Source organism: Ligilactobacillus faecis (genome assembly GCF_029889745.1).
Classification (GTDB): domain Bacteria; phylum Bacillota; class Bacilli; order Lactobacillales; family Lactobacillaceae; genus Ligilactobacillus; species Ligilactobacillus faecis.
The window spans coordinates 1,747,768-1,767,547 of sequence record NZ_CP123639.1 but is presented as its reverse complement, the minus strand read 5'-3'; the positions used below and the strand labels follow the sequence as shown (position 1 = coordinate 1,767,547).

The 19,780-nt window shown below is 39.9% G+C and carries 16 protein-coding genes; 6 read left to right on the top strand and 10 right to left on the bottom strand.

From position 1 onward, the window contains the following. Nucleotides 1-28 precede the first annotated feature (28 nt). The 7 genes from QFX10_RS07995 to QFX10_RS07965 form a co-directional block, all read right to left on the bottom strand. A complete protein-coding gene (locus QFX10_RS07995) occupies nt 29-1,306 on the bottom strand; it encodes a cation:dicarboxylate symporter family transporter (protein WP_280605714.1) in 1,278 nt (425 codons plus the stop codon). Nucleotides 1,307-1,432: 126 nt separating this feature from the next. Further along, nucleotides 1,433-2,077: an endonuclease III gene (gene nth, locus QFX10_RS07990; protein WP_280605713.1), complete on the bottom strand. Its 645-nt coding sequence runs from the start codon at nt 2,075-2,077 to the stop codon at nt 1,433-1,435. A gap of 26 nt (nt 2,078-2,103) precedes the next feature. Next, on the bottom strand, nt 2,104-2,811 hold the full coding sequence (locus tag QFX10_RS07985; protein WP_280605712.1) for a DnaD domain-containing protein: 708 nt from the start codon (nt 2,809-2,811) through the stop codon (nt 2,104-2,106). 64 nt (nt 2,812-2,875) lie between these two features. Then, the gene (gene asnS / locus QFX10_RS07980) at nt 2,876-4,177 is read right to left on the bottom strand and encodes an asparagine--tRNA ligase (protein ID WP_280605711.1); all 1,302 of its coding nucleotides are present in this window, start codon (nt 4,175-4,177) and stop codon (nt 2,876-2,878) included. 16 nt (nt 4,178-4,193) lie between these two features. Beyond that, entirely contained in the window at nt 4,194-5,381 is a 1,188-nt protein-coding gene (locus QFX10_RS07975; protein WP_280605710.1) for a pyridoxal phosphate-dependent aminotransferase, read from the bottom strand. A gap of 22 nt (nt 5,382-5,403) precedes the next feature. Continuing rightward, nucleotides 5,404-5,901 carry a cell wall elongation regulator TseB-like domain-containing protein gene (locus tag QFX10_RS07970; RefSeq protein ID WP_280605709.1) on the bottom strand — a complete coding sequence of 166 codons (498 nt, stop codon included), beginning with the start codon at nt 5,899-5,901 and terminating at the stop codon, nt 5,404-5,406. Between the two features lie 75 nt (nt 5,902-5,976). Then, nucleotides 5,977-8,781 carry a helicase C-terminal domain-containing protein gene (locus QFX10_RS07965; RefSeq protein WP_280605708.1) on the bottom strand — a complete coding sequence of 935 codons (2,805 nt, stop codon included), beginning with the start codon at nt 8,779-8,781 and terminating at the stop codon, nt 5,977-5,979. Nucleotides 8,782-8,988: 207 nt separating this feature from the next. Here QFX10_RS07965 and mvk point away from each other — a divergent pair, with 207 nt between their 5' ends. The 5 genes from mvk (at nt 8,989) to QFX10_RS07940 (ending at nt 15,661) form a co-directional block, all read left to right on the top strand. Further along, nucleotides 8,989-9,960: a mevalonate kinase gene (gene mvk, locus QFX10_RS07960; protein WP_280605707.1), complete on the top strand. Its 972-nt coding sequence runs from the start codon at nt 8,989-8,991 to the stop codon at nt 9,958-9,960. Then, on the top strand, nt 9,947-10,924 hold the full coding sequence (mvaD, locus tag QFX10_RS07955) for a diphosphomevalonate decarboxylase (RefSeq protein WP_280605706.1): 978 nt from the start codon (nt 9,947-9,949) through the stop codon (nt 10,922-10,924). Before mvk ends, mvaD begins: the two co-directional genes overlap by 14 nt. Before the next feature lie 4 nt (nt 10,925-10,928). Beyond that, nucleotides 10,929-12,017: a phosphomevalonate kinase gene (locus tag QFX10_RS07950; protein WP_280605705.1), complete on the top strand. Its 1,089-nt coding sequence runs from the start codon at nt 10,929-10,931 to the stop codon at nt 12,015-12,017. Then, the gene (fni, locus tag QFX10_RS07945) at nt 12,010-13,047 is read left to right on the top strand and encodes a type 2 isopentenyl-diphosphate Delta-isomerase (protein WP_280605704.1); all 1,038 of its coding nucleotides are present in this window, start codon (nt 12,010-12,012) and stop codon (nt 13,045-13,047) included. The genes QFX10_RS07950 and fni overlap by 8 nt, the downstream gene beginning before the upstream one ends. A 97-nt stretch (nt 13,048-13,144) precedes the next feature. Beyond that, the gene (locus QFX10_RS07940) at nt 13,145-15,661 is read left to right on the top strand and encodes a M1 family metallopeptidase (RefSeq protein WP_280605703.1); all 2,517 of its coding nucleotides are present in this window, start codon (nt 13,145-13,147) and stop codon (nt 15,659-15,661) included. A 265-nt stretch (nt 15,662-15,926) separates the two neighbouring features. On the opposite strand, the gene QFX10_RS07935 is transcribed toward QFX10_RS07940, so the two are convergent. After that, complete coding sequence (locus QFX10_RS07935) at nt 15,927-16,772, bottom strand: Fic family protein (protein ID WP_280605702.1); 846 nt, start codon at nt 16,770-16,772, stop codon at nt 15,927-15,929. 272 nt (nt 16,773-17,044) lie between these two features. Between QFX10_RS07935 and QFX10_RS07930 the strand changes: the two genes are divergently transcribed. Beyond that, entirely contained in the window at nt 17,045-18,199 is a 1,155-nt protein-coding gene (locus tag QFX10_RS07930; RefSeq protein WP_280607260.1) for an RNA-guided endonuclease InsQ/TnpB family protein, read from the top strand. Nucleotides 18,200-18,359: 160 nt separating this feature from the next. Here QFX10_RS07930 and QFX10_RS07925 read toward each other — a convergent pair whose 3' ends face one another. Both QFX10_RS07925 and QFX10_RS07920 read right to left on the bottom strand, forming a co-directional pair. After that, nucleotides 18,360-18,755, bottom strand: coding sequence for a Fic family protein (locus QFX10_RS07925; protein ID WP_280605701.1), 396 nt, complete (start codon nt 18,753-18,755; stop codon nt 18,360-18,362). 650 nt (nt 18,756-19,405) lie between these two features. Next, nucleotides 19,406-19,669: a hypothetical protein gene (locus QFX10_RS07920; protein ID WP_280605700.1), complete on the bottom strand. Its 264-nt coding sequence runs from the start codon at nt 19,667-19,669 to the stop codon at nt 19,406-19,408. Nucleotides 19,670-19,780 lie beyond the last annotated feature (111 nt).

Below are 19,780 nucleotides of genomic sequence, written 5' to 3'. Positions count from 1 at the left end.
TTTTTCCCAGCCCCGTTTTTTAGTTCATCTACTTTTTATAAAAAGTTGCGACATAACGATCATGTTTTGCTTGATCAAATTCTTTTTCTGACTTACCTATGATCAATGTAGCTGTAACATTACCAGCAACATTGACAACAGTCCGGCCCATATCGACTAACCGATCGATACCAGCGATCAAAGCCAGTCCTGAGACAGGAACTCCGACCGTTGAGATCGTAGCTAATAAGACGACAAAAGACGCCCCTGGGACCCCTGCCATTCCTTTTGAAGTGACCATCAATACTAGTAATAACGTTACTTGCTGTGAGAAAGATAAATTGATATGGTAAGCTTGCACTAAAAAGATCGCTGCTAATGATTGATAGATCGCCGAACCGTCTAAATTAAACGTATATCCTGTTGGGATCACAAACGAACTGATCGCTTGATCGACCCCTAGTTTTTGCGTTTTTTCCATCAAACGAGGCAAAGTAACTTCTGAACTTGCCGTTGTGAAAGCTAGCACTAATTCATCTTTAACGACGCGTAATTGATCCATGATCCTAAAGCCAAAGAGACGTGAAGTGATCCCTAAAACAACTAAGATAAAGAAGATCATCGTGATATAAGACATCAAAATAAATAAACCTAATGGTCGTAAAGATTCTAGCCCTAACTGAGCAACAGTGGCCCCGATCAACCCTGCGACCCCAAATGGAGCAAAATGCATGATCCAACCAGTTATCTTGAACATGACTTCAGCTACAGCTTGGAAGAACTGTAACAAGATCTTACCTTTTTCTCCGATCGCTGCGATCCCTAGACCAAAGAGACAGGAGAAAAAGATCACAGGTAGCATTTGTCCTGTTGCCAATGCATCAAAGAAATTTGATGGAACGATCGACATCAAGATCGAACCTAACCCGCTATGCGAAGCTTGCTTAGCTGTCTTGACGTAAGTCGAAATATCAACTTGTGATAACTTACTTAGATCAAGCATATACCCAAGCTTAGCAAAGTTTGAAACTAACATGCCTGTAATAAAGGCGATCGTTGAAAGGACTTCAAAATAGATCAATGTTTTCAAGCCGATCCGTCCTAGTTTCTTGATATCACCCATATTAGCGATCCCAACAACTAAGCTTGCAAAGACGATCGGTAAAACGATCATCGAGATCATGTTGATAAATGTTGAGCCTAAACCATTTGCAAAGGCAATAAATTTCTTATTTTCTGTAAAAACAACACCTAAACCGATCCCTAATAAAAGACCAATAATGATCTGCCACCCTAAAGACAGGCGATAGACCTTTAGTTTCTTCATAATAATTCTCAACTCACTTCATAATTTTTATGCCATCTATTAATTTATCATAGATCAACTAAAAGTTCATTACTTTGTTTGTATTTTTGTTTATTTTCTAACCATATGAAATATTTTGTTCGTTTTTTACCGCATCACCCGAATCTGCCCCTCTTGACAAATATCCAGTAAAGGACAAGTTTCACATTTAGGATTACGGGCCATACATTGATAACGTCCCCAAAAGATCATACGATGATGACCTTTGATCCATAGATCTTTAGGAACTTTTTGCATCAAGATCTTCTCGATCGTCAAAACGTCGCTTTCAGGTGGCACGATCGCCAAACGTTTCGCTACCCGACTCACATGTGTATCAACTGCAAAAGCTGGGATCCCAAAACATTCAGCTAAAACGACATCGGCCGTTTTACGCCCGACACCAGTCAAACTCATCAATTCTTTACGCGTTTTCGGTACGACACCATTGAAACGTTCTAATAATTCTTGGGAACATTTGACTAGAAAACGGGCTTTATTCCGGTAAAGTCCTAGTGTTTTGATGTAACTCTCAACTTCTGGCAGACTCGCATTTGCCAAGTCAACTGGCGTCTTATAACGTTCAAATAACGCTGGCGTCACTAAATTAACGGCTTTATCAGTCGCTTGGGCACTTAAGATAACTGACAACATAAAATGAAAAGGATCGGTCTTTGTCAAAGAGGTCGTTGCATTTGGAAAAACTTCTCCCATCACATTCAATGCTTTGACTGTTTCTTCACTATTCAACATTTTCTTATTCCTTTCAACGCTTGATCTTAATCATCTTTTGACCAATCATACATTGGAATACTTGGCTTAGCTCTATTTCCGCGTTCCTTAGGTCTTTCTGTATTTTCAAAAGCATGACGCCTTTTTTGTTGATTACGCAAGACATCTGCACTCGTTTTGATATTTTGCTTTTCCCAGCTAAGTAAGATCCGATCGATATATTTCAAATTATAAACTTGGTTCAAGACTGCTTCTTTGAGTGCGAGCAAGATCAACTCGGGTGGATATTTTTCCGTATTTAACCAAAGATCGATCGTCTGAAGCTCCATTGGCGAAAGCGGTCGTCCAAATTCGACTTCGATCCCTTGGTAGACACTTTTAGCATCTGCTTGCGTCTGTTTTGCAACTTGTTTCTCTTGCAACTCATTTTGGAATTTAAATAACTTCGCATATAAAAGAGATAAGTCATACTTATCATATTTTTTCCCAGCAGCATCTGTTTTTGTCACTAAACGTAAGATCTTCTTTTCTAAAAGTCCGCGCAAGACCTCACCTAGTTGGCTGTCTTGTAAATGCATCGCTTGTGAGATCTCATTTAAGTCGACTGTCTTTCCTTGTTGGTCGCGACTTAAAAGCTGTAAGATCAAAATAAATTCGCTCTCATCTAAACCGAGATCGCGGTAGTTGTGTAATAATAGATTGGACACGACCACCTGTCCAGCATCTAAATATCTCATCAATATTTCATCCATCATTTTTCCCTTTCAGTGGCAAAAAAGCAGGACATAACAAATGTCATGTCCCGCTTTTTTTGAGCGATCATGGGTAGATCCGATTCAATAAACGTGGGAATGGGATCGCCTCACGAATATGATCTTCACCCGTGATCCAAGTTACTGCACGTTCTAATCCAAGACCAAAACCAGAGTGTGGTACACTACCGTAACGCCGAAGATCTAAATACCATTCATAGTCAGCTTTATTAAGACCGGCTTTTTCGATCTGTTCTGCTAAGTATTCTGGATCTGTCGCCCGTTCTGAACCGCCGATGATCTCACCATAGCCTTCTGGTGCTAAAAGGTCAGCACAGATCACCAGATCTTCACGTGTTGGGTGAGGTTTCATGTAAAATGGTTTGATCGCTTTTGGATAGTTCAAGACAAAGACTGGCTTACTGAAATGTTCAGCTAAATAAGTCTCTTCTGGTGAACCAAAGTCTTCACCCCATTTTACGTCTGGGAATTTGCCTGAGTCTTGCAATAATTTGATCGCTTCATCATAAGAGATCCGTGGGTAAGGTAGCTCAGTATAACGTTTGAGCACCTCTTTATCGCGTCCTAAAATATCTAATTCATAATCGCAGTTTTCTAGAACTTTTTCAACTAAATAAGCGATATAACGTTCTTGGATCTCTAAGCTTTCTTCTTGGTGCATAAAAGCCATTTCTGGTTCGATCATCCAAAACTCGATCAAATGGCGTCTTGTTTTAGATTTTTCAGCTCTAAAAGTTGGCCCAAAAGTAAAGACTTTGCCATATGCCATAGCCCCTGCTTCAGCATAAAGCTGACCTGATTGAGAAAGATAAGCATCTTTTTCAAAATATTCAGTGTGGAACAATTCTGTCGTCCCTTCTGGCGCACTTCCCGTTAAGATCGGGGAATCAAGCTTGATAAAACCTTCCTTATTGAAAAATTCATATGTTGCACGGATCATTTCATTACGGATCTGCATGATCGCAAATTGGCGTTTAGATCGCAACCATAAGTGCCGGTTATCCATCAAAAAGTCTGTCCCGTGTTCTTTAGGAGTGATCGGGTAGTCTTCACTTTCTCCTACCAATTCAATATCTTCGATCTCGATCTCATAACCAAAGTGAGACCGCTTATCTTCGTGGATCGTACCGATAACATACATACTTGCTTCTTGTCTGACTTCTTTAGCTAGTTTGAAGACTTCTTCAGAAACATTATTTTTAACAACGACTCCTTGAAAATAAGCTGTTCCGTCGCGTAATTGTAAGAAAGCGATCTTACCGCTCGAACGCTTATTTGTCAACCAAACTCCGATCTTTACTTTTTGGTCGACATGATCTTTAGCGTTGATAATGCTGATAGTTTCCACTTAAAAACCTCCTAAATTATTTACTATGTTGCTCAACGAATTTTTTGATCCGACGGGCAGCCTTTTCCAGATCTAGCATCGAAGTTGCATAACTCAAGCGAATATGTCCTGGCATCCCAAAAGCTTCGCCTGGTACGACTGCCACAAAAGCTTCACCTAGTAAAGCTTGGGCAAATTGATCTGCATCAGTAAAACCTGTTTTTTCTAAAGCTTCGCGAATATCTGGGAAAAGATAAAAAGCCCCTGCTGGTTTACCCTTCATCGAAAAGCCTGGGATCTCATTTATAAGCGGATAAAAAGTATTTAAACGCTCTTCGTATTCAGCCCGCATCTCTTCGACACAAGTTTGATCACCTGTGATCGCTTCTAAAGCTGCATACTGACTGACAGCCGCTAGATTGCCTGTCGCATGCCCGACTACAGCTTTGAGTTTTGCGATCACTGGTTCAGGCGCTAAAGTATAACCAACACGCCACCCTGTCATCGAATACGTCTTGGAAAAACCGTTGACCAAAATCGTTTGTTCTCTGATCGCATCTGAAAGTTGGACCAAAGAAACAAAGCTGTTTCCATTATAAACTAACTTATTATACATGTCATCAGCAATTAACCAGATATTATTTTCCACAGCCCAATTTCCAAGTGCTTCTAATTCTGCACGCGAATAGATCACACCTGAAGGATTTTGCGGTGAATTGATGATCACGGCTTTAGTTTTGTCTGTTCTTGCTTGTTCGAGCTGAGCTGGGGTGATCTTCAAATGCCCTTCTTTTGGTAAGACAAAAACTGCTTTGCCTCCAGCTAACTTAACTTGTTCGCTGTAACTGACCCAATAAGGTAACGGGATCAAAACTTCATCACCTGGATCTAAGATCGTTTGGGCGATCGCATAAAGTGAGAATTTCCCCCCTACAGTAACAGCTGTATTTTTGATCCCATAGTGAGTCCCGTATTGTTCATTTGTGTACTCAGCGATCTTTTGACGCAATTCTGTGATCCCTAACGCTGGGGTATAAAAATCAGAACGCCCTTCTTCGATCGCTTTGATCGCTGCTTTTTTGATATGTTGTGGCGTTTGAAAATTAGGTTCACCAGCAGTCAAATTGACGACATCAAGACCTTCTTTTTTTAACTGTTTTGCTTTAGTTGAGAGAGCTAACGTTGCTGAAGGGACTACTGCCTGCACTCTTTTTGATAATTCCATCTATAAAAATCCCCCTTGATCGTTAAATGTTTTGGATCGTTTTGATGATCTTACCCGATTTGAAATCAAGCAAGTCATAACATAAATTTCCATATTGATTTAAATAACTGACTTCCCAAGTAGGTTTATTTTTGTGAAGTCCTAGCGCCACATGCGTGATCTTTTTGACTTTATCTGAACTTTTGACCACCTCTTTTGCTTTAGCTTCACTGACTCCTTCATTTTTTTGGTAAATATTGATCTTCTTACCGTTTTGCGCCACGATCACATAGATCTTTTGGCCTTTTTTGTTTGTTCCTAAAAGTGTATAGTACGTTTGCGTTCGGTTGTAGTGATAGAATTTTTCATCATCTTTTAACGACGCGTATTTTTGCGCAAGCTCAAAAGCTTGGTCATGAGCTCTTCTCATTGGTGAGACTGCCAGGCTGTAAAGTACAAAGATCACACATAAAACAGCGCTGATCCCGCCAACTATGCGTAACCGCTTGGAACGTTTCCTACTTCGCATTTTTCTTTCCATTGATATATCTTTCACCCTTATATACTTAATAAAATTACCTAGCTAATTTCAATTATACCAAGTTTACCACCTATTTTAAAAATTTTCTTTTGCTAGCGCTAAAAAGTCCTTGACTTGTGCACTTAGCTCTTTTGTTAAAACAACTTTGATTGGTAATTTTTCAGGAAAGACCTGCATAAATTCGCTACCATAACTTTTAGATAAGATCCGTTCATCCAATAAAACAAACGCGCCTTTATCATTTGGCGTTCGGATCAAACGGCCAAAGCCTTGTTTCAAGCGTAAAACAGCTTCTGGGACTGTGATATTCCAAAATGGATCTAAGCCTTTTTCTTTTGCCCTTTCATAGCGCACTTGATTAAACAAAGTGTTTGGTGCTTGGAAAGGTAAACGTACGATCACTAGTAACTCTAACAACTTTTCAGGCAGATCGACTCCTTCAAAAAATGTTCCTGTTGCAAGTAAGATCGCCTTTTTATCTTGGTCTAATACAAACCGTTTCTTGAGCTTTTCAGGACTACCATTCACACCTTGAGCTAAGATTTCTCTTTCTTTTGTCAGACCCAATGTGGCTAAGCGGTCATAGACTTTAGTGATCTCATCTAACGAATTAAATAAGATCATCGTTTGACATTTATTTGTCGTTGTCAATTCTGCCAATGTCTGAGCCAAATAGTCTAAATAAAGATCAGGAGGTGTTTGCAAGACATTAGGCGCATCTTTTACCAGAAAGGCCGTAGCTTGCTTTTCATAGTCAAAGGAACTCTTGAAATTCAGTAAACGCGTCTCTTTTGGCAGATCTAGCTGCCGTAACGTATAGGCGCGCGTCTCTTTTGTAAAGAGACCAGCCCCTAAAAAGATCGTATGCTGGAACTTACGATAAATATTTTGCTTTAAAAAGTCGCCTCCTTCCAAATAGCTAAAATGAAGGCGTAAGTGGGCAGTCTCTTGTGATGCCAAACTGAGCCAAATAAGTTGTTGATCTGTACTTGTCTCAAGTTTTTCAAAGGAAAGATTGGCCCAAGCCAAAAAACTTGTGGCTAGTTGATCGGCTAGTTTAAAAAAATCTAAAAGATATAGCTCTGCCGTTTGTGCGAGTTGTTTTGTTCTAGTAGCAGTAAAAAATAGTTGTTTGAACGCTACGATATCTTGTAAAAACGCCATGTGCGCTTTAGTGATCTTAGTGATCAGTCCGATATTTTCTTTGAGAAACCCTAAAAAACGTTTCTTTGAAAGGGGGCATTCTATGATCCCAGCACTTCTCAAACGTAAAAAGCGTTCGATAAAGCGCTGTCTCAACTCCCAAGTGACGTGATCCAAGACCTGCACATTTTTTTGGAATCGCCGGTATTGCTCTTGTGTCACAAATTTTTGCTCGATGAGTTGTGCAAAGGAAAAGGAAACTTTAGATTCCATCTTGACTAACAAACTATCGCTCAAGATCTTGATCTCATCAAAATCAAGTACTTGCTGCACATTTTTGATGACTGCTTGCGGGAGATTTTGAGCTTCGTCTACGATCAACTCAAATTCATCTGTCTCCAATTCAGACGCGTGGTTCAACAGATAAGCATGATTTGTAACTAAAAACGTCGCATTTTTTTGTGCGATCGCTCGTAAGCGCAAATAATCGACACTGTAAAAGGAACTGGCTTTATCGAGCCCTAAGACACCAGTATGAGCAACATTTTCAAAAAGCGGATCTTGCTGGGTCGTCAAGCGTAATTCATCTAGATCACCGGTCTTTGTCTGCAAAAGCCACACTAAGATCTTCATTTGCAATAAACGCGAATTATTGTTATATGGTTGACTGAGAGAACGCCAAAATTTATCAAGGTCTAGGTAATGTTGATTACCTTTTAAAATGACAGTCTCGACTTCAAAAGGCAACAACGTCGTCAGTGTTTGTTTGATCTCATCGGCTAACTGCATTTGTAAAGCAGTCGTTGCTGTACTGAGCACGATACGTTTGTTTTTAGTCGCTGTATAAGCAGCTGGGATCAAATAGCCTAAAGTTTTGCCCATCCCCGTTGGTGCTTCGATCAATAATTGCTTTTCTTCTTTAGAATCTAAAAAGGTCGCGATCGTTTCCATCAAGTTGACTTGTTCTTTGCGCCATTCGATCACCCCTGAAAAAAGTTCTTTTTGTTCTGCTTTTGTTTTAGGAAACGCTAAGGGGCGTTCACTTTTCGCTACAAAGCTAGGACGCCTGATGATCAGCTCTTCAACTTGCATCAACTCATGCGAGAGTGGACTTCCACTTTTTTTCTTGATTCGATACGCTTCTTTGAAGAAATCAGCCGTATCATAGATCAAAGCACTGCTCAGCTGACAGAGCTTAGCTAAAGTTTCGACCGGTAATTTTTGGGCGCGTTTTTGTAAAAGTAAGAAGAGCTCGGCTGTCACATATGTATCACTATCTGCTTGATGAGGCCGATCATGTTCGATCCCGAGATACTTACCTAGATCGACTAACCGATAGGACGGGAGTGTTGGCAATAAGATCTGCGCTAATTGGACAGTATCGATCCCTTTTAACTCTAAAGGCGGAAAACCTGCACGTTCTAGTTCGGCATTTAAAAAGCGATAATCTTGCATGATATTATGCGCTACAAAAACTGTATCTTGTAATAACGCATAGATCGTTTCAGCAACATCGATAAATAACGGTGCTTTGCGAACATCATTATTATTGATCCCTGTAAGTTTTTGAACTTCAGGTGGGATCGGTAATTGAGGATCGATCAAAGTACTAAATGTATCTGTGATCTGTCCCTTTTCAATAAAAGTGCAGCTAAACTGGATGATCCGACCACTACCATCTAAAGTTGGGTTTGTCATCTCCAGATCGACTACTGCATAAGTTTTTGACTTAGTCATATCATCACCGCTTTAAATAAATCGTTTCTGAAAACAATTTTACCACACTCTCACATGTTTTTGGCGGGATGTTCTAAGAAGAAGTTCCCTTGTAGCCAAGCCACGAAACAGGTATAATTTAGTTTGACCGTTTCAACTATTATTTAAGTTGGACGTACCTTCATGGTATTTTTACGTAAAGATAAATATTAGAAAGGATGCTCTCCTTTGATCGATACTAGAAAAAAACTTGGTCTTGGGACTAGTCATGCAAAGATCATTTTGCTTGGTGAACATTCTGTTGTTTACGGACATCCAGCGATCGCTTTACCTTTAAAAACTTTAAAAACAACAGTCCAAGCAAGTTTTCGAAATGATGATCAACTGATCTTAGAAAGTCGTTATTATACGGGACCACTCGCACAAGTCCCACCATTTATGAACGGGATCAAACGTTTAGTCGAATACATTTTAGTGCAAAATAACAGTACTCAAGGTCTAACTTTAAAAGTTGAAAGTGAGCTTCCGATCGAACGCGGGATGGGTTCGTCTGCTTCAGTTGCGATCGCGATCGTCCGGGCTTTAGCCCAACTACTCAACTTTCCCCTTGAGCATACAAAGCTCCTTAGTCTAGCTAATATCGCTGAAAAAGAAACCCATAAAAATCCAAGTGGTCTCGATGCAGCGACAAGTGCCTCTGAAACACCGATCTGGCTGATCCGTGACCAAGAGATCACCTCGATCCCGATCGCAATGGATGCTTACCTTGTGATCTGCGATAGCGGGATCAAAGGTCAGACTTCTGAAGCGATCTTAGCTGTCAAAGAAGCGCTCCAAAATGATCATGAAAAAACGGCCGCTCATTTAGATGCGTTAGGCGCCTTAGCTCATAAAGCTAAAGTAGCCTTAGCCACAAATGACGTCATCGGACTTGGTCAACTGTTAGATCAGGCACAAAGCCATTTGAAAGCACTTGGTGTAAGTAACGCTAAACTTGACGAACTGATCGCCCTTGCTAAAGAAAGTGGTGCTTTAGGCGCAAAATTGACTGGGGGCGGTCGTGGAGGCTGCTTTATCTGCTTAGTCTCTGATCAAGCCGAAGCTAAACATTTAGCCCAAATTTTACTTGAAAATGGTGCGATCTCAGCGTGGATCGAACCTTTGTCACAAGAGAAAGGAACTGACTATGCAAACTGCTAAAATAACAGCGCGCGCTCATACAAATATCGCGCTCATCAAATATTGGGGCAAAAAAGACGAAAAATTGATCATTCCCCAAAATAGTTCACTTTCTTTGACACTTGATCACTTTTATACCGATACGACAGTCCAATTTGATGAGAATTTGACAAAAGATCACTTTTCTTTGAATGGTAAAGCCTGTGAAGCGACAAAAGTCAGTGCCTTTCTTGATCTAGTCCGCCAAAAAAGTGGCTTAGATCTGCCCGCCCGAGTCATTTCAGTCAACCATGTCCCAACGATGGCTGGACTAGCCTCTTCTGCTTCAGCTTATGCTGCTTTAGCGTTAGCTGCTAGCACAGCTGCCGGGCTTAAATTAAATAAGACTGAACTTTCACGTTTAGCACGACGTGGATCGGGTTCAGCCTGTCGTTCGATCTATGGTGGTTTTGTCGAATGGCAAAAAGGCGATGATGATCAGAGTTCTTTTGCTAAACCTTTTATCGAAGCGCCGACTTGGGATATCAAAATGATCGCGATCGTGATCAACGCTGCTAAAAAGAAGATCTCCTCGCGTTTTGGGATGCAACATGTCGTCCAAACTTCTCCATATTACCCAGCTTGGGTCGAAAGTACCGAACAAGATCTCGCTTTGATCAAAGATGCGATCTTGCAAGAAGATTTTGTCAAAATGGGAACTTTAGCTGAGAAAAGTGCGATGAAGATGCACGCCCTAAATCTCAGTGCTGATCCGCATTTCAACTACTTTGAACCAGAAAGCTTAGAAGCGATGCAAGCTGTCGAACAATTACGCGCAGATGGGATCGCTTGTTACTATACGATGGATGCTGGTCCAAACGTCAAAGTTATCTGTCAAGGTCAAGATCTCGAGACGATCTTAGCTAAATTAAAACAACATTTTAGAGCAGAGCAACTTTTAGTCTCCGCTCCAGGCCCTGGAGCAACGCTCTTAGAAAGGAATTGATCTTTTGCTTACTGTCAAAGCTCCTGGAAAACTTTATATCGCAGGTGAATATGCTGTAGTCAAATCAGGTCACCCTGCCCTTTTAATTGCAGTCGATCAGTTCGTCTATGCCAAGATCAAAGAAGCTGAGCAAGGTGGCGAGATCACTTCTAGGCAACTCCCCACTAAAAAAGTGACGTGGCACCATGTTGACGGTCAAGCTCATTTTCTAGGTGATACAAAAGAATTTGCCTATGTGACGACTGCCTTAGACTTTACTGAACGTTACCTCTCTGAACAAGGTATCACATTAAAACATTTCACATTACATTTTGACAGCGATCTTGATAGCCCAGACGGCAAAAAGTACGGTCTTGGTTCTTCAGCGGCAGTGACGGTGGCAACCGTCAAAGCTATCGCTGCCTTTTATGGAGTCACGCTCACTGCACTTGAAACTTTTAAATTAGCAGCCTTAGCGCATTACTCAGTCCAAAAAAATGGTTCACTTGGGGATATTGCCGCCAGTAGTTTCACCGGTTGGCTCGCCTACTATTCTTGCGATCGCTCCTGGCTTTTAAAAGCTTTAGAACAATATTCTTTAAATGAACTTTTGCACCGTCCCTGGCCGAAACTAAAGATCAAGCGTTTAACACCTCCAAGTGCTTTGCGGTTATTGATCGGTTGGACAAAAACGCCAGCGTCGACTGCTAAATTAGTCGATCAAGTCGACCACTCAAAGAAAAATTCATCCTTGACGTATGCCCAATTTTTGCAAGCTAGTAAAGAGTGTGTCGAAAAGATGATCCACGCATGTGAGACTGATTCTTTGGAGGCCTTTCAAGCTGAGATCGCACATAACCGCCAACTTTTACAAGGTCTAGCTCAGTTGACACAAACTCCGATCGAAACGCCTGTATTACGAGCTTTGATCACAAGTACTCAAACTTTTGGCGGTCAAGCTAAAACTTCGGGCGCTGGTGGTGGCGATTGTGGGATCGCAATAGTCGATAAAAGTCTACCTTATAAAGAGCTTTATCAAACATGGAAAAAACTCGATATCACCCCACTTTTGATCAATGTCTATACTGCTAAAGGAGGTGGAGCCAATGGATAAGCACGCCCATCGTAAAGATGAACATGTTTTTATCGCTGAAAAACAATATCAAATAAATGCAACTAATGGTCTAGAACAAGTCCGTCTGCTCCCCCAAACATTGCCTGAGATCGCTTTAAACGAGATCGATATCTCAACGACTTTCCTTGGTCAAAAGATCGAAGCCCCTTTCTTTATCAATGCGATGACAGGTGGAAGTAAAGAAACAGATAAACTCAATTTTAAATTAGCTAAAGTCGCAAAAGAAACTGGCTTACCTTTAGCAGTTGGTTCTCAAAGTATTGCTTTACGTTTTCCAGAAGCGGAAGCTGGCTTTAAAAAGATGCGCAAACTGGCTGGTCCTAAGACGTTACTTTTAAGTAATTTAGGCGCAGAACATTCTTTGGAAAATTGTTTACGTGCCTTAGAGATGTTAGAAGCTGATGCTTTAGAACTCCATGTCAATGTGGCCCAAGAGCTGACGATGCCTGAAGGAGATCGGAGTTTTTATGCTTTAGACAATATCAAAGAAGTCCAAGCAAAACTTCCCCAGCCTCTTTTAGTCAAAGAAGTCGGTGGTGGGATCTCGCCTTTAGCTTTACCTAAATTAAAGGCGGCCGGCGTCAAATATTTAGACCTTTCGGGCAAAGGTGGAACAAATTTTATCACGATCGAAAATGAGCGCCGCAAAGAAAAAGATCATATGTTTTTAGCCGGATTTGGTTTGACGACAGCAGAAACTTTACTCGGTGCTAAACCTTACCACGCTGATTTTTCTTTGACTGCTTCTGGTGGGATCAGAAATGCGCTCGATATCGCCAAATGTCTGGCTTTAGGCGCAGATAACGTTGGGATCTCAGGTGAATTTTTGCATATCCTACTTAAAGAAGATGTCGGTGGCTTGATCAAACGGATCGAAAACTTAAAAGCTGAGCTCAAAAGTGTGATGGCGCTAGTTGGTTGTCGTTCGATCGTCGAATTACAACAAGCGCCTTACCTTTTATCCCCTGAGCTTTTGAGCTTTGAAGCACAACTAAAAAAATATTACTAACATTAAGGCTAGTTTCTAAGTGAGGACTAGCCTTTTTGTTTACAATTTCTTAAAAAAAAGCTTATAATATCCGTATCTAAATGAAGAAGGTGACACGATGGATAAAACTACCCGTTTTTACGAGCTATTCAAACCTACAAACTACGAGATCTTTTTAGATATCGACCGCAAAAAGAAAATTTTTCACGGTAAAACAACAGTGACTGGTGAAGCTAACGCCCAGACGATCGCTTTACACCAAAAAGATCTAGCGATCACCGAAGTTTTGATCGATAATAAACCAACTTTCTTTGAACTGGACGAAGCTTTAGACGCCTTGATCTTACATACAGAGCTAGGACAGCATGTGATCGAAGTCACTTACTCGGCTAAGCTGACAGATACGATGATGGGGATCTATCCGTCCTACTATGAACTTGACGGTGAAACAAAGCAACTGATCGGCACGCAATTTGAAACAGATGCAGCCCGCCAAGCATTTGTCTGTGTCGATGAACCCGCTGCTAAAGCGACGTTTTCTCTTTCATTGAAGTTTGATGAACACCCAGGAGAAACCATCTTGAGCAATATGCCCGAGACTAGCTGTGTTGCAGGCGTCCATCATTTTGAAACAACTAAAAAGATGTCGACTTATCTTGTCGCCTTTGCGTTTGGGGAATTGAATGCTAAAACGACTAAAACAAGCTCTGGAGTGACGATCGGAGCTTTCTCAACTAAAGCTCATGCACCAAAAGAACTCGATTTTGCTTTAGATGTGGCGAAACGCTCGATCGAATTCTTTGAAGCTTACTATGAAACTCCTTATCCGCTCCCTCATTCGTATCAACTCGCTCTGCCTGATTTTTCAGCCGGAGCGATGGAAAACTGGGGGCTTGTGACATATCGCGAAGCTTTGCTCTTAGTTGATCCCGATAATACGACTTTACCCGTCAAACAACGGGTTGCTTTAGTGATCGCACACGAGTTAGCCCACCAATGGTTCGGTGATCTCGTCACGATGCAGTGGTGGGATGATCTTTGGTTGAATGAAAGTTTTGCCAATATGATGATGTACGTTGCACTTGATGCGCTCTTCCCAGAATGGCATATTTGGGAGACATTCCAGATCTCAGAAACACCTCTAGCACTTGAACGCGATGCTACAGCAGGCGTCCAACCAGTTCACGTTGAGGTCGCAGATCCAGCTGAGATCGATTCTCTCTTTGACGGGGCGATCGTGTACGCTAAAGGTTCACGTTTATTAGTCATGGTCCGGGCTTTGATCGGGGATGAGGCTTTACGCGTCGGCTTGAAAAACTATTTTGCTAAATTCCGATATGCTAATGCTACGGGGGCTGATCTGTGGGAGGCGCTCGAAGAAGCTTCAGGAAAAGCGATCGGTCAGATCATGCGCCCTTGGCTCGAGCAAGCTGGCTATCCGGTCGTATCGGCCAAGCTTACTGACGGTGCTTTACGCTTAGAGCAACAACAATTTTTCAATGACAAAACGCACTCTTCAAAAAAACTTTGGCAGATCCCACTAAAGAGCAACTACGCCGCCTTACCGGCTTTGATGTCAGAAAAAACACTCGTCGTCGCTGATGCCAAACAAGATCCTAACATGCCAAGCCCATTTTTACTCAACTTAAAAAATGAGGCTCATTACATCGTTAAATACGATGAGACGCTACGCCATGAACTTTTAGAACACGTTGAACAATTAGATGCGATCACAGCCTTTCAGCTTCTGCAAGATAACTTCTTACTAGCAAAAGGCCAACAGCTCGACTATGATGCGTTGCTTGAACTCTTACCAAGCTTTAAAGCACGAAAAGCCTTTATCGTCAATGACGTTTTATACGAGATCTTCTTTAGCTTAAAACGCTTTGTCGATCCTGATGCAAAAGCCTTGAAAAACTTTGGCGTTGCATTATGTGCTCCTCATTTGAAGCGGTTAGGCTTAACGAAAAAAGCAGGTGAACCAACTGATGATACTTTACTGCGTCCACTTATCTTACAAACAGCCGTCTTTGCTAAAGATCACCAGACAGTCGAAGCTTTACACGAACTCTTTAAGCAAAATACTGATGCTTGGCAAAAACTTGCTGCAGATATCCGCGCTGTCGTTTTGAAAAATGAAGTCGTAAACTTCGGGACACCAGAGCTTTTAACGACTCTACTCAAAGAGTATCAAACAGCTACTGATGGTAGTTACAAAACTGACTTGCAACGAGCGTTAGTTGCATTTACGACAAAAGAAGAATTGAGCAGACTTATTCAAAACTTCAAAAATGCCGAACTCATCAAACCGCAAGATCTCCGGATGTGGTTTGCCGGTGTGCTAGCTAACCCAGTTGGAAAAGAACTTGCGTGGACATGGTTCAAGACCGAGTGGCCGTGGCTCGAAGAAACTGTCGGAGGCGATATGGAATTTGCAAGTTATCTCACTGTGATCGGACGGACTTTTGCTTCAGATAAAGATCTCAGTGAATTCACTGCCTTCTTTGCTCCGATGGCAGAACGCCCTGACTTAGCGCGTGAGATCAAGATGGACCAAAATGCGATCAAAGCTCGGATCAGCTTGATCAACACTCAAAAAGATAAAGTATCCAAATTTTTACAACAATACGTATAGTAAAAACCGGCTAGTCGAAAATAACTTTCAGACTAGCCGGTTTTTGTGTGGAAAGTTTATCGCGCAAAAAGCGAGCGATAAAAAGAAATTTTTAGTTATGGATGTATATTTCAATATTGGAATTTTTTAATTTAATATCGAGAGTAGGTCGTAATTGACGTACACTTTATTTTTTTCTTAGCGCGATCAACATCTATTAGATGTAAATCAACTAACTTATTGAGATTTATTCTTGCAGTTGAGGTTGCTATATTTAACTGCTGAGCTATTTCTTGAACGGTAGCATATGGTTCATTGCAAGCCAAATTCTCTTGATCGTTGATTTATCTCCGATCAACTGCATTCCCTTTCGAGCTAAATCATCTATTCTCTTTAACTTAGACAAAAGCTCATCTGTCATTAAGTCAACAGCTGAAATAAAGAAATCAAGCCACGTATACCAATCTGGATCAGCTCCCCTAACACCATTTAACGCATTGTAATATCTGATTCGTTGTTTCTCCAACTGCTCACTTACAAAGAAAATCGGATAATCAGTTACGCCAAAAAGCATAGCTGCTAAAACGATCAAAATTCGCCCCATACGACCATTACCGTCTAAAAACGGATGTATCGATTCAAATTGAGCATGAATAATACCAATTTTTAATAAAGGATTAGTGGTACTATCTAACAATGTTTCATTGCTACTTATAGAGCGTTTCAAAGTACGATGGCTTTCACCATTGATATAATACTCTAGATTAGTTATATATTCAGGTATTAGATTAGCATCGATCGGAATATATACGGCATCTTCGATTTTATTTGTTGGTCCAATAAAATTAGGCACTTTTCTAAATTCACCAGCTGATGAGGTTGTTCCTCTTGCGTTATTTGACATCAACTCTGAATGCAAGCGGCGAATCATTCTAGAAGTGATTGGATTATTAGCTTGGATCAAATCTATACCTAATTCTAACGCTTTTTGATAGTTTGTAACTTCTAACACTTCAGATCGTTTGTTTCTTTTGGCAACATCATCGATCATATCGGCAAATGTTACTTGAGTACCTTCAATACGTGTTGATTGTACTGATTCATTTAATGCTAAAGCTTGAACTAATTGCAAATTTACGATCGAATGGTGTTGCTAAAAACGTATTAAAACATATTCAAATATGATATAGCACCTATAGAAAAAATAAAATGTGTGATAAGTATTATATCTTAGAACTTTAAAAGTTCATTACTCCTGCTAATCGACAAGTAATATGCTAGAATATCAACACATAGTCAGAAAAATGATTTAGTAAGCATTGTACATGACTTTTCTTGTCGCTTATATGACTTATGTAAAAAAGTAAATTAAAAAATGACAAGTCTTTGAAGGTGGTGAAGGTGATGATAAGAACTCAAAAAGTAAGACTTTATCCAAATCAAGCCATGAGAAAAGTTCTCGATGACTTATGTGACTATCGTAGATACTGTTGGAATCAAGGTCTAGCTCTATGGAATGATATGTACGATAGCTCGTTGATTTTAGACGACAAGAAAGCTAGACCTAGTGAACGCAAAGTTCGTGATGAATTAGTAGCCAATAAAGAAGATTGGCAATATTTGTTGTCAGCTCGTTGTTTACAATTAGCGATCTCTGATCTAGGTAAGGCTTGGAAAAGTTTCTTTGATAGATCCCAACCTGATTGGGGCAAGCCAAAATTTAAGTCCAAGAAAGCTCCTAGACAAGGTTTTAAAACTGATCGGGCTAAGATCGTTGCGGGAAAGTTACGTCTAGATAAACCTCGAGGGATCAAAATTTGGTATGATATTAGATTCAAAGGTGCTAAGAACTTAGAAGGTGAATTAAAAGTTGTTTCAATTTATCGTGAAAATGGTAAGTACTGGGCGAGTTTGCCTTTTGAAGTCGAGATAAAAAAGAAGATCAAGACTGGTAAGAACTCAGCCGTTGACGTCAATGTCGGACATTTAAACTACACAGACGGTAAGATCAATACTTTGCCAAGTAATTTGAAACGACTTTATAAACGTATCAAGTATTATCAAAGAAAATTAGCTAAAAAACGTGTGGTTAATGGGAATAAAGCTACTAAAACAAATAATTACGTTAAGACGAGAGCCAAGTTACAACGTGATTATCGTAAAGTGGCTAACATTCAACATGATATCATCCAAAAATTCACCACTGAGTTAGTCACTAATTACGACCAGATCATAATAGAAGATCTAGATGTCAAAAAAATGCAAATGACACATGTTGCCTCTAAAGGACTTCAACGTTCATTATTTGGCTACTTTAGACAAGCATTAACTTATAAGTGCAACTGGTATGGTAAAAAAGTAGTCTTAGCCGATAAATACTATCCGAGCACGCAATGTTGTTCTAAGTGTGGCTTCATTAAGGCTGGTGAAGATAAAGTCGGTCTCAATGGTAATCAAAAGCATAGAACTAAGCATAACGAATATATTTGTTATGAATGTGGTGCGATCATGGATCGAGATGAAAATGCAGTAGCTAATCTTTTAGCTTTATTAAACTAAAAAAGATAACGGGGTGGGCTACACCCTAAAGCTATCAGAGCTAGTCAATGTCATTACCCTCTAGTTAGGATATGGGAATACTAGCATTGACGGTAGTAAATAAAATTAGGAAAGGAAAAGCTATATTTCTTTCTCAAATGTAATCATTCGACACGTTTGATTACATTTGTTCATACTTTATATAGCAGGATCTCTCTTTATTTTTTAAAGAATAAACTCGATTGCGATTACTTCCATGGGCCTCTAATAATCCCAGTACTACTAAGGTTGCCATATGTTTTCTAACAGTAGAGGCCGACTTTTTCACTAATTTTGTAGCAATAGCTGTTGTTATTTCTTTATGCGTCAATAGATATTTTCTGAGCAACAGATAAACTTGAGTTTCAGTTCCCGTAAGTTCTGGTGGGAGTTTAACTTCGAATTTATCGCTCATTTTATAAGCGATAAGTGTTTTAAGGATCATATCTAACATAAAATCGATAAATACATCCGAATCATTTTGAAAATCAGCGATCGCTAAAACTTTATAATATTCTTCTTGATTTTCATAGATCATTGTTTCGATCGGGATCCACGCAAAAATCGGGTTCCAATTTGCTAAAATAAAAAATCACGCCGTATATACCAATTGTGATCAGATTTTCATGTTATTTGATGAAAATCAACAAAAATCATCAAATAAAAAAATAACTACCACCCTTGCATTAACTAACTTTTTCTATCATAATCATTGTAGATCAATGTACAAGGGGTCGCTCCCCTTATAGTTGATTTAGTGGACTAGTTAGAAGTATAGTCATCCTTTTTCGCCTTTAATAATCCATGGAGGGAGTGACTAGATTGATAACTAGGATAAGAGTAGAGGTTGGGATTTGCTTGTCGTCTATATTATCATAGCATTGCCAAGACTAGTGCACAGCTTTTCAGAGCTGTCACTAAGTATCGCTCATGCTTATATGATAATAAAAAAAGCCAATCACGATTATAACAATCATGATTAGCCTCAACCAATACTTTTAATAATCCACGTCCGGAGTTAGTAGTTGCAGCTACTAGCTCCTTTTTCATATGTAATGATAACATTGTGTAATATTTTTTTCAATTAAAATTTATTGACTCCTAAATCTGCTGTTACTTTTTTCAGGCTCTAGATGACATTTAGAAAAAGACTAGTTACGATCACAACTAGCCCCTTTCCATATTGATTTAAATCATCCAAAAGTAAAGAAACGTACTTGCAAATATCAACTGCAAAAGTGCTAAGATCCCTTTAGTAAGATCATAAGTCCTTGAATCAACAGGATACGCACGAGCGACTAGAGTCTCACTACTCAAAGCAATGCCAAAATTAAAAGCAACAAAAAAGAGGTATTTCGGTAGATCATTGATCAATGGCCATGAAAAGAGCAAGGCCAACAACGTAAAAGTGATCGTCAAATAGTATTTATGCAAATAACGATTTTTACTCATAGCAATCACACTTTCTTTATCTAGCTCTTAGGGATTACTTTCACTTACAAGATAGCATGTTTTAATTGAAATTAGTATCTAAAAATTAATTAAGTGTCTATACCTTACTAT